This is a genomic window from Chitinophaga sp. (assembly GCF_036566945.1).
GTDB lineage: Bacteria > Bacteroidota > Bacteroidia > Chitinophagales > Chitinophagaceae > Chitinophaga.
Genome location: NZ_DATCVJ010000431.1, coordinates 1 through 16,708 on the forward strand (window position 1 = coordinate 1; position 16,708 = coordinate 16,708).

General features: G+C 45.8%; 13 protein-coding genes and 1 tRNA gene. 11 read left to right on the forward strand and 3 right to left on the reverse strand.

The window, feature by feature from the left end:
* The first annotated feature begins 85 nt into the window (after window positions 1-85).
* A complete protein-coding gene (locus tag VIP81_RS12980; RefSeq protein ID WP_331961039.1) occupies window positions 86-352 on the forward strand; it encodes a hypothetical protein in 267 nt (88 codons plus the stop codon).
* A 252-nt stretch (window positions 353-604) separates the two neighbouring features.
* Window positions 605-1,138, forward strand: coding sequence for a hypothetical protein (locus tag VIP81_RS12985; protein ID WP_331961042.1), 534 nt, complete (start codon window positions 605-607; stop codon window positions 1,136-1,138).
* 9 nt (window positions 1,139-1,147) lie between these two features.
* On the opposite strand, the gene VIP81_RS12990 is transcribed toward VIP81_RS12985, so the two are convergent.
* Complete coding sequence (locus VIP81_RS12990; protein WP_331961045.1) at window positions 1,148-1,585, reverse strand: thioesterase family protein; 438 nt, start codon at window positions 1,583-1,585, stop codon at window positions 1,148-1,150.
* 200 nt (window positions 1,586-1,785) lie between these two features.
* On the opposite strand from VIP81_RS12990, the gene VIP81_RS12995 reads away from it, so the two are divergent.
* Together VIP81_RS12995 and VIP81_RS13000 are read left to right on the forward strand one after the other, a co-directional pair.
* Window positions 1,786-1,870 (forward strand) — tRNA-Ser (locus VIP81_RS12995).
* Between the two features lie 166 nt (window positions 1,871-2,036).
* Window positions 2,037-4,052 carry a M13 family metallopeptidase gene (locus VIP81_RS13000; protein WP_331961048.1) on the forward strand — a complete coding sequence of 672 codons (2,016 nt, stop codon included), beginning with the start codon at window positions 2,037-2,039 and terminating at the stop codon, window positions 4,050-4,052.
* A 309-nt stretch (window positions 4,053-4,361) separates the two neighbouring features.
* On the opposite strand, the gene VIP81_RS13005 is transcribed toward VIP81_RS13000, so the two are convergent.
* Both VIP81_RS13005 and VIP81_RS13010 read right to left on the reverse strand, forming a co-directional pair.
* Window positions 4,362-4,511, reverse strand: coding sequence for a hypothetical protein (locus VIP81_RS13005; RefSeq protein WP_331961051.1), 150 nt, complete (start codon window positions 4,509-4,511; stop codon window positions 4,362-4,364).
* A 5-nt stretch (window positions 4,512-4,516) separates the two neighbouring features.
* Entirely contained in the window at window positions 4,517-4,762 is a 246-nt protein-coding gene (locus tag VIP81_RS13010) for a hypothetical protein (RefSeq protein WP_331961054.1), read from the reverse strand.
* Window positions 4,763-6,142: 1,380 nt separating this feature from the next.
* Between VIP81_RS13010 and VIP81_RS13015 the strand changes: the two genes are divergently transcribed.
* The 7 genes from VIP81_RS13015 to VIP81_RS13045 all read left to right on the forward strand — a co-directional run.
* On the forward strand, window positions 6,143-8,458 hold the full coding sequence (locus tag VIP81_RS13015) for a TonB-dependent receptor (RefSeq protein WP_331961057.1): 2,316 nt from the start codon (window positions 6,143-6,145) through the stop codon (window positions 8,456-8,458).
* A gap of 21 nt (window positions 8,459-8,479) precedes the next feature.
* Window positions 8,480-9,355 carry a heme/hemin ABC transporter substrate-binding protein gene (locus tag VIP81_RS13020; RefSeq protein WP_331961060.1) on the forward strand — a complete coding sequence of 292 codons (876 nt, stop codon included), beginning with the start codon at window positions 8,480-8,482 and terminating at the stop codon, window positions 9,353-9,355.
* The gene (locus VIP81_RS13025) at window positions 9,342-10,373 is read left to right on the forward strand and encodes an iron ABC transporter permease (RefSeq protein ID WP_331961063.1); all 1,032 of its coding nucleotides are present in this window, start codon (window positions 9,342-9,344) and stop codon (window positions 10,371-10,373) included. The genes VIP81_RS13020 and VIP81_RS13025 overlap by 14 nt, the downstream gene beginning before the upstream one ends.
* The gene (locus VIP81_RS13030) at window positions 10,373-11,146 is read left to right on the forward strand and encodes a heme ABC transporter ATP-binding protein (RefSeq protein WP_331961066.1); all 774 of its coding nucleotides are present in this window, start codon (window positions 10,373-10,375) and stop codon (window positions 11,144-11,146) included. The genes VIP81_RS13025 and VIP81_RS13030 overlap by 1 nt, the downstream gene beginning before the upstream one ends.
* A gap of 49 nt (window positions 11,147-11,195) precedes the next feature.
* Window positions 11,196-11,714, forward strand: a complete 519-nt coding sequence (locus tag VIP81_RS13035) for a hypothetical protein (protein WP_331961069.1) — start codon at window positions 11,196-11,198, stop codon at window positions 11,712-11,714.
* A gap of 74 nt (window positions 11,715-11,788) precedes the next feature.
* Window positions 11,789-16,069 carry a discoidin domain-containing protein gene (locus VIP81_RS13040; protein ID WP_331961072.1) on the forward strand — a complete coding sequence of 1,427 codons (4,281 nt, stop codon included), beginning with the start codon at window positions 11,789-11,791 and terminating at the stop codon, window positions 16,067-16,069.
* Between the two features lie 239 nt (window positions 16,070-16,308).
* The coding region (locus tag VIP81_RS13045) for a deaminase (RefSeq protein ID WP_331961075.1) at window positions 16,309-16,708 on the forward strand (400 nt) is incomplete at its 3' end.

Here is a 16,708-nt window from a genome sequence, read left to right on the forward strand (position 1 = left end):
AGATAAAGAAATCATAAAATGGGGGCGGTTGGCACCAAAGAGGAATCATTTTTGTTTTATGCCGGTTAACTAAAAAATTTTAACCATGGCAAAGCATAGCAAGGACGCAGTAAAACAAGAAATTCAGGAATTAGCCATCGGTAACTACAAAAGTTATCCTGCTGATTACGAAGAAGCGCCGGCAGCGGTTTCACAGAACATCCAGTCGTTGGCAAAAGGTTACTGGGATAGTCGCGAGTTCAAGGAAGTAACCCGTGATGAGCAATTAGGCATTCACCTGGAAGATTATCAACACTGGACAAAGGAGGCGTATGATGCCTTTACGAAGGCCAATCAACAGTCTATGAACTGATTTCACCACGCATGATTTATTATGAAGATAGCCCCGGTACTCACGTGCCGGGGCATTTTTGTGGAATCTGCAACTATTTAAGGAAACAGATTGTTTATCTATAACGGTGGATTCACTGCCATATAATGTAGTGGGCACTACACCTGCTTGGTGAATTAAATCTGCAACTACCCCTCATGAGCTGGTGTTCGTAACCCCCTGATTGCATTGGGCCTGTGGCTGAACCTGCCATTAATCCTAAAACTTCAGCGCATGAAAAAGCTCGTATGTCTGTTGATGATCCTGGGTGCCGCCTGGCGGTTGTGTGCTCAGACTGCTCCTGTTGCGGCAGTTGTTATACAGGATGAGGACCTGGTAACACAAATTTTCGGTAAAAACAAAGAATCATTACTCGATGAATTACTGGAGATATCTCCGGTAGAAATGCAGGCATTTCAATCCACTTTACTGGAGTATGAAACAGAAAAAAGTCCGTGGTTAGCGGAGCGGATTGCTTTATTGAAGATGTATAATGAAGAGTTTTCTTCTCTCGACGAGCGTAAAATGAATTCACTCACGAGGCAGTTCATTAACAACGACCTTGAATTCGGACGTTTACAAATGCGCTATTTCAGGCGGATGAACAAGTTGTTGGGCGCTACCCGGGCAGCTAAGTTTTTCCAGCTGGATAATTACCTGGAGCAGTCGTCCCGGGTATTTTTGCAAAACAAGCTGCCATTTATTAAGGAGCTGGAAACAGGCAAACAGGCGTTTTCGCGCGACAGTAAGCCGCTTACCAGCAGATAGTCATGTAGGTTAGATGGCTTCTTCTACAAAATCTTCGCTACGTGGAATAGCTTTGAATTTTTCGAGCAAGTCAGCCGGGAGTCCTGTCAGCTTCCGTTTACGGGTATCTATCCACGCACCGTCTACCAGTACGGTAGCGGATTTAGTGCCATCTCCCCGGAAAATTTCATGTTTAATAGACCAGCGGGAGGCGTCTGCCTTGCATTTTGTCATTTCGCAGGTGACCTGCACTTTGTCGTTCGCGCCAATTTCCCGATGGTAGAAAAGTTCTTCGCGGAAGAGGATAGGTCCTATTTGCAGTTGCACAAAATGAGTGGCGTCAAGCCCTATTTTATCCAGCATGCTTAAACGTGCCTGGGCGGCAAAGTCGGCGTAGGCCGAGTGCCGCAGGTGCATGTTCGCATCTATCTGTGACCATAATACCGGTCCTTCAAAAAATGTGTTCATCCTTAAATTTACGAAAAAGCGGCATAACATGGCCGTGGAGGAAAGTCGCGTTCAGTAGAAATTTCTACCTATAACGGCTATACGTAAATATGTTTAGCAGCGGAATGCCTGCCAGGGAGCTGGTTCTTAACGAAATTTTTCAACAAAAAAAAGTAAAACAAATTTTTTTAGAATCAATTCCTTTTATACTTTCGCAGCCTGGAGAGTTGGCAGAGCGGTCGATTGCGGCAGTCTTGAAAACTGTTGACTGTAACAGGTCCCGGGGTTCGAATCCCTGACTCTCCGCAAAAAGGGACAAATCATCATCTGTATGATTTGTCCCTTTTTCGTTTTGGGGTGGATGGCCCGAAACGATTCCTGCATCTTCAGTAGGATGTATTTGAAAAAGTATTAGATAGAAACGATATCTTTATTAATCATTCAACATCATTTCGCAACCAATCTAATCTATATGAAAAACTGGTTTTTACTATCCGTTTTCTTAGTTTCTTTCGTTGCCTGCCAACAGCAAACAAATGAAAAATCCTTCATTGCTATTGAAGGAATCGACTCAACCATTCAGCCGGGCGATAATTTTTATAATTATGTAAATTTAAAATGGTATGATACCGCACAAATACCACCCAGCCAGTCGGGCGTAGGTGCATACCGATTTATGAACTATCAGCAACGTCTCAAGTTACAGGGCATCCTTGACAGCGTATCAAAAAGTAATAATCCCCCCGGCAGCCTTGAACAAAAGATCGGTGATTTCTATGCTTCCGGAATGGATACCAATGTCATCGATCAGCGTGGCTTTGAGCCACTCAAAACCGGGTTGCAGCGGATCAATGCCATCACCAGTATTGCTGATATGCTTACATTCATGGCGGAAGAAACCAAATTGTCAAATATCTCCCTTATTGATTTTCAAGTTTCGCCCGATCAGGAAAACAGCAGCATGAATATGGGACATATTTATCAAACTGGTATCGGCATGCCTGACAGGGATTATTATTTCAAGACTGACACCTCCACCATTGCTATACAGCAGGCATATAAAAAATATCTCACAGATCTTTTTATGCTGACTGGAAGCGATACTGCGTTAGCGCAAAAAAATGCAGCACTTGTTTACAATATTCAAAAGCAGCTGGCAACATCGCATAAAACCAATATTGAGCTGCGGGATATAAAAGCCAATTTCCATAAAGTAGGGCTGGTCGCTTTAAATAAGCAACAACCCAATATAGGTTGGACAACTTTCTTCCAACATCTGGGTGCTACCATTGATTCACTGGATATAGCCCAACCAGGTTATTATGACAAATTGAACACACTCCTCAAATCGATCCCGCTCGAGGATTGGAAAGTATACCTGAGCGCAAATTATATTAGTACCTATGCAGACTACCTCAGCAAACCCTTTGTAAATTCATCCTTTGAATATAATAAAGTCCTTACGGGACAGACCATGCAAAAAACGCGCGGCGAGACCATGTCAGGCGTGGTAGATACCTATCTTGGCCAGGCATTGGGACAATTATATACGAAGCTATATTTCCCGGAGTCGGCTAAAACACGGATGCTGGAGCTTGTGAATAACCTGCAGAAGGCGTTCGCCAATAGGGTGGACAAGCTGGACTGGATGAGTGACAGCACCAGGGAAAAAGCTAAGGTGAAATTATCTGCTATCACCAAAAAGATCGGATACCCCGATAAGTGGCGCGAATACAACAATGTAAATATTGTGAGGAATAAATATTTTGAAAATGTGGTAGCGGCGGCCGCAAACAACTTCCAATACAACCTCGCCAAATTGGGGAAGCCGGTTGATAAGACTGAGTGGTTCACTACACCTTCCACCGTTACAGCTTATAACAATCCTTCCGCCAATGAGATTGTGTTCCCCGCCGGAATTCTGCAGCCTCCCTACTTTGACAACAACGCTGACGACGCGCTTAACTATGGTGGCATTGGCATGGTGATCGGGCATGAAATGACGCATACGTTTGACGATCAGGGTGCCCAGTTTGATAAAGACGGTAACGTAAAAAACTGGTGGACACCTGAAGACTATAAGAAGTTTAAGGCCAAAACACAACAGGTCATTGATCTGTACAGTACGTTCACCGTACTGGATAGCATTCATGTAAAAGGTGCGCTTACAGTAGGAGAAAACACAGCGGATATCAGCGGAATAGCCGTAGCATATGATGCGTTTAAAATGACCAAACAAGGACAGGATACAACGAAAATCGGAGGCTTTACGCCTGATCAGCGATTTTTCCTTTCAGTGGCCAGGATCTGGCGGGTGAAAATGAAAGACGAATACCTGCGCTACTGGGTTAATAACGATCCCCATTCTCCACCCATATGGCGTGTAAATGGCCCACTCATGAACATCCCCGCTTTTTACTCAGCTTTTAATGTACGATCCGGAGAGAGGATGTACCTGGCCGAAGATAAACGGATCAAGATATGGTAAGGTGCAGAGGTCATTTATCGCTGACTCTCGGCGAAATGCGATACAACATTCAAAGATGGATTTTTGTATCCCTTTTTCCTGCCAGTTTCGACATACCTGGCACATTAAAGAAAAGAGGCTGCCCATCGGCAGCCTCTTTTCTTTAATGATTGGTTTTTGAAAAATTTACTTCTTCACCTCACTCTCCAGCAACAACTTCAACTCCTCAAGGAAATCCTGCGTCAGATTATGTAATCGGATGTTTTCCATGGTGTTCATAGTATAAGATCAGGGTAAGGATAGCTTTGTCATCATCGGACGAAAAAAAAATTATAGGTGCAGCAAAAGTATCAGGATCAGCAGTCCATCAGCGGTTAGCCGTTCCCTGATAACTGCCAGGGCCGCACTGAGGGTATTGCGAACATAGCCATGAGACAACTGAAGTTCTTCTGCGATCTCCCGCGTAGTCTTTCCTTCCATACGATTCAGCTGGTATATATGATTCTTCTTTGCCGGGGAAGGGATTCAATCGCCTCATGTACAAGCCGGCGTATTTCTTTCAGTTCAAGGCTGCTGGGATTATCAATGGGCTGCTGTAATATTTGAATGGCGGCGAGTCGTTTATCATTCGCTGCATGCCGCTGCAAGGCAAGCAGGCTTTGATTAATAGTGATTTTCCGGAGCCAGGCGCCCAGGTGTTCCACTTTTCCAGCTTGTCCTGGTGAAGCCATACCTTAATAAATACTTCCTGCACGACTTCCTGCCGGGCATACTCATTCTTCAATATCTTCATGGCTATAGCGGCGAGCGGGGTGGCCCATGTAGCGAATAAGGAGGAAAAAGCCTGCTCGTCACCTTCCGCTATGCGTAGTAGGAGCGCAGTTTCATGATTGTGTAAAGGTTCTGACGGCACTTAGATCTTGTTTAGAATTTCTTCAGTTCTGGTTGTGTTGCAAATCCCTCTATGGATGGCTGTTTTTGATTAGTTTCAATTTCCAGTTATCGTAGTTGTCGACAACATAACTGAACGCACCCGATAGGTTTTGTCTGTTTGGATTGCTTTCATTTTTTCACTGCCGTTATCAACTCCCGATAACAAATAAACATTATTCTATATTTTTCCACTGTGAATCAGTCAGCAAGCTAAACTTCGTTAACATAGTTCGTTTCTGGCAAATCCAAACTAAAAGATCGATTCCTTTTTCTGATTTTCTCCTCCTATTTTAAAACTTCTTTTAGGCAGGTCTAAAAAGGCGAAATTAACAAGTAATTGATTTAATTTAATTTTAAATTATTAAATAAAACTAATAATGGAATGAGGGGGGCGACAGTAATCCCCCGACTCTCCGCAAAAAGCGACACAAAATTCAATATTGGATTTTGTGTCGCTTTTTCATTTTTAAGAAGTAGTTGTAGTATCCCTGGTCGCTTTTATATTTTACATAGACAATACCGATTAGCGAATAATATTGTTAATCCGCATGTCAGCAGTTAATATTGATTTGCTGCCAGGTAATAGCTTTAGTAGTTTCCTCTTTTAAGAAAGATTTGATTTTCTATATGAATTGATGGATACGTTTGGGGGGGCTATGGTGGTTTTTAAATCGTGGATTTATACTGTGTTCTTGTGGGTATAAATATAATTTCTTCTAACAAGTAGAAAATTAATTAGTTATCATATTCTGATATAGAAAGTTGGATAAAAATTAGGAACAAGATAATTTTTCATTACATTTATAATATCGATAACCCGAATCATTATTTTATCACTAATCTGTCAATGAACAATGAAAACGCCTGTTATCAATACTGTCCGGCATTTTGGCCGAGCAGGTAAATGAATGACCCGGAAGGAATCAACAAATCAAAAGCAAGCAAGATAATCAACCAAAATCCAGCGTGTGTTGTGTAGCCTAGCCGCATAGATGACCGCCCCTGATGAACCTGACTTTATTGTGAACCTGATCTGCACCGCTTAAATCCAATTTCGTTTAAAAATCATTGTCGCCAATAGCGCTGCTATGTGTTGCGTGCCTGTCATTTGCGTACTGCCAATGTACCTGTCATCATCGTCATAGCCGCTGATCCTAAACCCTTAAGAAAAAAGAATAATGAAAACCTTCGCAACATGGCTGCTGATAACGGCCATCTCTTTACGGTGTTATGCACAACAATCGTTACAGGGAAAAGTATATGATGTTTATACACAAATGCCTGTTAACGGAGCAGCAATAACTACTGCAGGAAAAGTGCTGGCGGTAACAGATGCAACCGGCCGATTCAGCATTAACTATAACAATCGCTACGAGTTGACAGTAACAGCCGCGGGTTATGGACCTCAAAGTATTCATGGTAACAGCAAGGAGCTGATGATTGGTCTTACAGCCGTTATTTACAACCTGGACGCCGTCACGGTACATGCCGGCGCCACGCCAAACCTTTCCGGATCGAAATCAGTAGCACTGCTGACCAGGCAGGAGCTGCAACGAAATGATGGACTGTTCCTGGAGAATACCTTAAATCTCGTTCCCGGTGTGCGTATGGAGAAGAGAACAATGTCTGGCGGACAGCGCATCACCATTCGTGGATATGGTAACAATACCAACTTCAATGGGACTGGCTATAAAGCTTACCTGAATGGTATTCCGGTAACGGATGCAGAAGGAACCACTATCCTCGATGATATAGACTTTTCCATCCTGGGTCGCGTAGAGGTAATTAAAGGACCGGCTTCCAGTTTGTACGGCAGCGGTATTGGTGGCGTCTTGAAAATGTTTACGCTGAAACCAGCCAGTTCCGGCACACATATTATACAGGAAGTCCTGGCCGGTAGTAATGGTCTGTTCCGGACCAATACCCGCCTGGAATATGCCGATCAGAAGTCTGCGGTGATGCTGAATTATGGACATCAAAATTATGACAGCTATCGTATTAACAGCGCATCAAAAAAAGATTTCGTTTCTTTCATCGGTGATTTTTACGGCAATGAAAAACAAACTTTTTCTGTGTATGCTGCCTACAACAGCTCCAATGATCAGCTGGCAGGGCAGCTGGACAGTATACAGTTTGCACAGAAAAAGGATACCGGGGAAGTACCTTATCTGAAAAATCATGGGTATGTGGCTTTTGAAACGTATCGTACAGGCCTTTCGCATAACTATACTTTTTCGAAGCATGTCAGTAATCTTACCAGCGCCTACTTCAGTGGATACAAACAATCGCAGGCCTTCGCAGTAGGGCTATCTTCCAATACCGCACAAAATATTGGCGCCCGTACCGCATTCGCATTGAACTTCACCGGCAATACTATTACCTGGAACGGCACTATTGGCGCAGAATACCAGAAGACAAACTCCTTCAAGAAAAGCTACGGCCTTGCAGATAATATACCCGGACCAATCAGTGGTGACCTGGAACTGGCCACAATGCAGTACAGCATTTTTACGCAATGGGAAATAAAATTTCCACAGGGCTTTGAGATTACCGCCGGCGTAAGCAATAACTATATTGAATACGGGATAACAGACCGGTTAACCAATTCCGGTAATCCTACCCACAAAGACCAGTCGGGCCATAAAACATTTACCCCCGTAATGACACCGCAGCTGTCGCTGTTAAAAACACTGACCAAAACAATCGCCGTATACGCAGGGGTCAGCAAAGGCTACTCCCCACCAACTTCCGGGCAGGTAGTGATTCCGCAGATCAGCCAGGTAAACACTGGTTTGAAGCCGGAAAAAGCAACACAATATGAACTGGGCGCCAAAGGCAGCTTGTTGAACGAAAGACTCAGTTTCCAGGCAGCGGTATTTGATATGGCGATAAAAGATAAGCTTACTTCGCAGGCTATTACCGATAACAACGGTACGGTATTGTATACCGTTACCACTAATGCCGGCGGCCAGCGAAACCGCGGCCTGGAAGCGGCGCTAGCCTATAGCATCTCCTTTCCGCGGTCAGCGGTGTTCTCGCTGCTGCGACCTTTTATCAACTACACCTATTCCAATTTTACCTATGATAATTTTAAAAGCGACAATAACAATAACCCCAAAACCATTAACTACAATGGAAATAAGGCTTCCGGCATCGCTCCTCACCTCGTCAATGGCGGAGCAGATGTGGTCACCAAATGGGGTGTTTACCTGAATACCACTTTGCAATACGTAGATAAAATGCCTATTACCTACGACAACAGGCACTACGCAGACGCCTATACGTTGTTGCAGGCTAAACTGGGGTACAAACACGCTATCGGAAAACATATAGACTTCGATGTATTTGCAGGTGGCAATAATCTCTCCGGCAGCAGGCACTACACCATGGTATTTCTGAACGCCAGCTTCAACGCAGCTACACCTAACATCTATCTTCCGGGACCTTATAAGGCCACCTGGTATGGAGGGCTTAACCTGCATTATAAATTTTAATCATGCGCTAAACCAAAACAGATGATGATGAAAATAAAATATATCCTTCCTATAATCCTGTCCTTCACCCTTGCCAGCTGTGGACGATTTGGCAACAACAGCGGCGACACGGCAGTTAACCGTATTGTTTGTTTATCCAAACAATACAACGAGGTGATTTATGCTTTAGGTGCTGAAAAAGAACTGGTCGCAGTAGATCTATCGAGCACTTATCCTCCGGCCATTAAATCGCTGCCAACGGTAGGCTATCACCGGGCATTGAGTGCGGAGGGAATTATAGCACAGAATCCCACACTGGTCATACACGATAATAACATAGGACCTGAATTCGTGATGCGGCAGCTGGAGAAAATGAAGATTCCCATGAAAACCTTTGCGGACAGTGTGTATACCATTGAGCAGGATAAAGCCATGATACGGCAGTTGGGCAGTTATTTCAAAAAGGAACCGCAGGCCGATAGTCTTTGCAGGCAATTAGATGTGGAGATGAACCAGGCGATTACTAACGTACATCACTATACGGATACGCCCAAAGTAGTGATTATTCATTTTGGCCGTGCCATGAATATTTACCTGGCCATCACCCAAAAAAGTACGGCGGCAAAAATGATCAGCTGGGCAGGCGGTGTTATTCCTATCGGTGGAGACAAAGGCATGCAGCAGGTGTCAGCGGAAATGATTGCACAGGCGGATCCGGATGTCATCTTACTGACGGATTTTGGTTATGACAGATTAGGTAGTGTGGAAAAGATAAAAGAGCTACCGGGCGTTGCAGGCACCAAAGCGGCACAGCATAGCCGTATTTACAGAATAGAAGAACATGATATCGTGTACCTGGGGCCAAGAACGGGTGCTAATGTACTGGCATTTCAAAAATTGATACATGCCGGTAAGTAAACAGTATGGGGGAGTGTATCCCCTGCTCATCGCTCTACTGGTGGTGACGGTGCTTTTATCGGCTTGTTATGGGGCGGTGAACATCAGCACCGGAGAGATCGTGGGCGCATTGAGCAAAACCTGCCTCGGTGGCGGGCAGCTGTCTCTGCACGAACGTATTTTTATGGAGATACGTTTACCCCGGACCCTTTTTTGTTTGCTGGCTGGCGCCGCATTGGCGGTGGGCGGTGTATTGCTGCAGGCGCTTTTCAGGAATCCTATAGTGGAACCCGGATTAATAGGCACTTCCAGCGGGGCTGCTTTTGGTGCGGCACTTTATTTCGTACTGGGGTCAACGTTACATTTTAATGCCGGCGAATGGACCCTGCCCCTGGCGGCATGTGCAGGTGCCATGCTGGCCACTTTCCTGGTGCTTGGTTTTTCGGAGAAAAAACAGGCCGGCAAAACAGCGATTGTAACCCTGTTACTGACAGGTATTGCCATCAACGCATTGTTCCTGAGTGGCACCGGTTTCCTCTCCTATATTGCCCGTGACCCGCAGGCACGTTCTATCACTTTCTGGAACCTGGGCACCTTGTCGGGAGCCAACTGGCATGCGGTGGCTATTACAGGTGTCATACTCGGTGTTTGTTTTTTCCGCGCCTTATCCTATACCAGCCAGTTAAACCTGTTGATATTAGGAGAAGAAGAGGCAATGCTGGCCGGCGTTTCGGTGCAACGTTTAAAAAGGGAAGTATTGATCATCAACGTGATCATGATTGCCGTAGTAACCGCCTTTACTGGCGTGATCAGCTTTGTTGGGCTGGTAGTCCCTCACTTTCTACGGATATGGAAAGGGGCGGATAACCGGTACCTGGTAATTGGCAGCGCACTCGCAGGTGCCGTACTGCTTAGTCTGGCCGACGTGGCAGCAAGACTGCTGTTAAGGCCGGCAGAACTGCCTATTGGGATCGTTACGTCGGTGGCCGGTGTTCCCGTTTTCATCTTTCTATTACGGAAAAAAAATTATTACTTCTGATGATCCGGTTATCCAATATTACCTGTAAAGCAGGCGGTAAAATTTTACTGCAGGATATCAATGCCGATTTTGCGCCGGGTAAACTCCACCTGGTGATTGGTCCTAACGGCGCAGGTAAATCCACCTTGCTGAAAGTAGCAGGTGGACAGCTGCCACCGGATGAAGGGACCGTTCAATATAAGGATAAATCCGTGAAAACCTTCTCCTGCAAGGAGTTGGCACGTATGCGTGCCTCGCTTTCCCAACATATGGAACTATCCTTTCCGATGAAAGTAGGCGAAATAGTCATGATGGGCCGATACCCTCATATGAGCGGTACTTATAGCAGCAAAGACTTACAGTGTGGCCGGGAGGCATTGCAGCTGTTTGACCTGGATCCCCTAACGGAACGCGATTATATGAGTCTCTCCGGTGGGGAAAAACAACGGGTTCATTTTGCACGTATCATGGCGCAGATCTGGGAGCCGGTACCTGGTTCCTGCCGCTATTTGCTCCTCGATGAACCGCTGACTTTCCTGGATGTACATTATCAGTATCAGTTTATGCAGTTGCTGAAAACATTATTACAGCAGCAGGACCTGGTGGTGATAGGCGTAGTGCATGATCTTAATATAGCGGCAAAATTTGCCGACAACCTCCTGCTGCTACATCAGGGGAAGCTGATACGTTGCGGCACCAGAGAAGAAGTACTAACGTCATCATATATACGAAGCGTATACAGATTGGAACCTGAAATCTATGAACCGACAGAAGGGTATTTCCTTTTATTTTAAAGAAACAACTAACCAAAATACTGAATCAATTTAAACCCAAACAACCACAATGAAAAAGAAATCAGTCAGCATACCGCTATGGCATTATGTGCTACTCGTAGCACTGTTGCTTGCCGGTGTTTCCACAAGCGCGCAGCAAAATGCCCGCTCTAGCCAGAAGGCTGCTCCGGAATGGATCAAAATGATGGATGATCCGAACGTTAACTTCTTCGTTATTGAAAAATCTTTTAACGATTATTGGAAGGGGAAAGAACTTCCGGTAGAAGAAGATGAAGTACTGGACGTAAAAAATAATTCAGAGAGAAAGCGACGTTTTCTCGGACTGTTTAAAAGAAAGGAATCTGAGGCAAAAAAGGAAGGGGAACAATATGCCTTTGAATATAAAAAATACCAGTGGTGGCGCCGGCAGGTGTTGCCTTATGTGCAACCAGATGGCACCATCCTTAACAAGGATCAGCAGATCCAGATCTGGCGGCAGCAGAAGGAGCTGAAAACAAACATTAATGCTAAACAGGCAAGAGACAAAAAAGAAATGGAGAAAGGAAAAGACAGCAGCAGGACTAATTAGCAAAAGATGAACAACAGATCCTCCTGTGCGTACTATCCGAAAAATATTTCCCACCTTAATCTGCAATAACTGAGATGTATATACGTAAATATCTATCCCTGATTTTACCGGCATGCCTGCTGCTTTCGTCAGCTGTGTTTGCCCAGAATTACGGTAACTGGCGAAACATTGGTCCTGTGTTATTCCCCGTTAATTCTTCCGGCCAGATCAATGGCATCGGCCGTATCACACAAATGAAATTCCATCCTTCCAGCGCCAGCACCATTTATGCTACCAGCGTATGGGGCCTCTGGAAGAGCACCGACACCAGCAATACCTGGCAACTAATGGGTACAGATGAATTACCCAAAGCGGCCTGCGCATCTGTATGTATCGATTATACCAACGACCAGGTAATGTACCTGGGTACCGGGGATCCCAATTATTACGGCACCTCCCTCGGCGTTTATAAATCTACGGATGGCGGACAGTCATGGCTCCCTGCCAACAGCAGCATTGGCAACCGTATGGCTGTGGAACTGCTGATGTCTCCATCGGATCATAATGTGCTGGTAGCAGCTACCAACGATGGTATCTGGAAAACCACCAATGGTGGTATCTCCTGGAGTGAGCCACTGGTAGGCGGACAGTTTACCGATATGGTTTTCAAAGCAGTAGCCAATACCAAAACAATATATGCGGTGACCCAGGCTGGGGCTTTTTATACCTCTTCCGATATGGGAGATACCTGGACAGCCACCGCCCTCACGCTTCCTGCCAATGGTGCCAACGGTACCAGGGTAGCAGTAACACCGGCAGATTCCAACCGGGTATATGTTACCATGGTGGGCTCCAACAACGGTGCTGCAGGTGGCGTAGTGTACAAGTCAACAAATGCAGGCGTTTCTTTTACCCAGGTAAAGGGAGATGTATCTCCTAACCTCAACGGATACACGAGTTCCAGCACCGGTCAGGGAAATTATAACTACGGCATGTGTGCCGATCCTACCAACGCCAATACCCTGTACATTGTAGGCCACCTCGTATGGAAAAGCACCAACAGCGGCAGCACCTGGACCCAAATGGAAGCTAACTGGGCTTCTGTGATCCATACTGACATGCATGGCATCAAAGTAGACCCTTACAATACTTCCAAACTGTTTAATTATAACGATGGTGGTGTATGGCTCAGTACCGACGGAGGTACTACATGGGCGCCCAAATGCAGCGGCCTGGCCACTTCTGAAGTATATCATGCATCCAACAGTCCTATCCGGAGAGATATGATCAGCATCGGTACCCAGGATAACGGCGAACTGTATTACAAATACGCCGGTAATCCATGGTTCACCAACAGAGGCGGCGACTGGGGCGCCAGGTCTAACTTTGATTACAACACTAATAACCAGGTATACTATTTCAATGGAAAAAGAAGAGCAGTTACCGGTAGTGATGCTACCTATAACCTGCCTTTTACCGGTACCAACAATATGCAGCTGGAATTCACGCCGCAAAATGTAGCTATTGCTTTTGCTGCTGATACCGGTTTGTGGAGAAGTGCCAATATTACCGCCGCTTCTCCCACCTGGACGAAACTGGTGAATAATACGGAAAAAATCAATGCCTTACAGGTAAGCAATGCCAGTGCTAACGTGGTATACTACGTAACGACTAATCAAAAAGTATATCGCTCCCGTAATGCTACCGCTGCTACACCTACCTTTACCAGTGTAGCCGCTCCGGTAGCTACCAGCATAGCCGCCAGCGTGACCACCATCGCCAGCGATACCAATATCGTGTATCTTGCCTGTGGTAGCAAGGTGTACAGATCAACAGATCAGGGAAATACTTACACCGATATCAGCGGTTCCCTTCCACCTGTGAACGTGATCAGACTACTGGAAGACCGCTATGCGACCAACGAATCGGTATATCTTGCCACCGCAAGAGGCGTTTATTATCGTAATAAAAACATGACCGACTGGTCACTCTACTCGATAGGGCTCCCCACAGTAGCAGATATCACAGATCTATTCGCCTACAATAACGGCGTAGCCGACAGCAGCGAATTGCGGGTGAGTTTTTACGGAAGAGGTGTTTTCGGTACCAAATTCAATAACCAGATTACGCCCTTAATATCCTTTGCGTCCATTAATGTAGGCACCACCGCTGCGGGTACCAGCCTGTCCGGTTGTAAGCCTTATACCGATTATACGCTCAACCTGGGCATCAGTCCTGCCCCCGCCGGCAATGCCAATGTACAATTAGTGGTAGGACCTACGTCGTCGGCTACACGCGGTATTGACTACGATATCACTACGAATGGCAGCTTTGTCACGCCGGGAGATACCCTTATTTTCACGTCCGGTCAGGCCGCCGTGCGTCCGGTTACCATCAGGGTGTATGGCAGTAAAACGGACCCCATCAGTAAGTTTGCACTGCTTACCTTCAACGTAACCGGTACCACAAATGCCATGGCCAATCCATCTGCACAAACAGCCAGGATAGACATTACCTATCCGGATGCTTCTCCGGTAGGAGATACTGCGTTGGTGAATCTGACCTATGGCAATGGCACTACGGGTGGAAGTGCTTCCAGTCCGTTTAATGGTACCCAGTCAGATAAGAAGGCCCAAACCATTTATCCAGCAGATGAATTAAGAGCCGGTGGCATACAAAGAGGATACATTTATTCCATCGCTTATCATGTAACCTCCCGGACGGTAACCACTACCAGTACCTTCCAGAACTTCCATGTAGCCATCGGTGCTACACCACAAACGGCCTTCACACAAACCCTGTTCGATACCAGTCCGCTTACCAACGTATACAACGGCAGCATCAGCGTCACAGATACGGGTTGGATACAGATACCATTCTCACAGCCTTATTATTGGGATGGCTATTCCAATATCCTGATCCAGTCTTGCTACGATAATACTGATGGCACTGACCAGGGAGACAATCTCGTAGCATCCATCTCTGTAAGCGGCGCTAATCCGACAGCCTTCCAACGTCAGACCAGCGGCGCCGGCTGCTCATTCAATGCTCCAGGATATGGCTCTACAAGACCTAACCTGATCATCAATACCAGGCCATCTGTAACACCAGTAGCCAGCACATTGAACACCAGCACCACCCAATATCTCGGACCTAATGCCACCGTATACTTTGCAGACACCAGTGGCAAAATCATTGCGAAGGTGCAAAATCAAAGTAGCTTCGACTATGGCTGCACTACGGTAAAAGTAGACCGTGCAGGCACCAGCGCCACTCAATTCTGGGACGCTACCACTGCACATTATCTGGCTTCTAAAACGGTGAAAATAACACCGGCCAACAATAACACAACAGGTAAAGTAAGTATAACGCTTTACTATAGTCAAACGGAAAAATCAGGATGGGAAACAGCCACCGGTAAATCATGGGACAGTATACAACTGGTAAAAGTGAAGAGTAACATCAGTAATGTCACCCCCGCTACACCATATCCCGATGGTGCAGGTACCATTGATGTGGGCAGAGATACCAGCAGTAAAAAGGGCGCTACCATCTACTATGTAACAGCCACATTTAACACCGGTCTTGGTGGTTTGGGAGTAGGTATTCCCGGTACGCCACCCGCTTCGTCGGCTTGTAATACCCCCATTCCGCGCACCCAGATGAGAATTTATCAGTTCGACAGCCAGGAAACGGTAGGAGAAAGCGCGCCTGTCACCAATGTGATCGATGGCAACAACACTACTTACTGGCATACACAATGGTACAGCAGCACCGCTCCGATGCCGCACTATGTGGCTGTTTACCTGGGAGGCGCTTACAATCTCAGTAAGCTGACCTATGTACCAAGACAAGCAGCCGTTAATGGCCGCATCAATGCTTACCAGGTGCAGGTGAGTACCGACAGCATTAACTGGACACAGGTAGCCACCGGAAACTTCGTGAACAGCACGGCCTCGCAGGATGTGTTATTCAGCCCTACTGTTAAAGCGAAGTATGTAAAACTGGTCGCTACATCAGAAGTGAATGGCAATGCCTGGACTTCTGTAGGAGAATTGACCTTCACCGGTTGTCCTGATACAACCAGCACATTGCTGGCGCCAAAAACAATGGCGTCCACCTCCACCACTATTAACGTATATCCAACGATGTTACAACGTGGCCAAAGTATCAATATCCGGGATAAAGCAGCCGGCAACCTGGTGGTGAAACTGTATGATATGAATGGCAGAATGTTAAAAATACAACGTATCACAGGCAGTGGAAAAATCAATACCAGCGACCTGCCAGCAGGCGTGTATATTTATAATATTTTTAATAGTAAAATAAGTACGATGAAGCAGGTGACGAGTGGAAAAATTGTGATAGCGAACTAAGTAAAACGGCACCATGCAAAAGGGCTGCTTCATCTAGAAGCAGCCCTTTTTGTATTGATGGAAATGGACTATTAGTTTTTAAGTCTGGCTATATTGGGTAATATACATTGGTACCATAGCTTTCGGCTTAAATACCCCTCTTCTTGTCGCAGATAGCCCTCCATGAGATGGATGTATTGTTTATTTTTGAAGAGTATCTGAGCAAACCCACAAAAAGATCAACAACTAAAACCAGTCAAATGAGAAAGATAATCTACGGTATCAATCTGACTCCAGATGGTTGCTGCGACCATACCAGGTTTAGTGGCGGCGAAGAGACCCTCGTGTATTTCACGGACCTCATGCGGGACGTTGACCTGATCATCTACGGACGTAAGACCTATGAATTGATGGTTCCTTACTGGCCTGACGTCGCAAAAAAACAATCCGGGACGAAAGAAGAGAATGAATTTGCACAAACATTTACTGCTATTGACAAAATTGTTTGTTCCCGGTCATCAGACAACTTTGAGGGTCATCCGAGGGTGATCCGCACGAATCTCGCAACAGAAATTTTGCAACTGAAACAGGCATCCGGCAAAAATATCTCCATTGGTGGTGTAGAGCTGCCTTCAGCATTGATAAGGCTTGGCCTGGTGG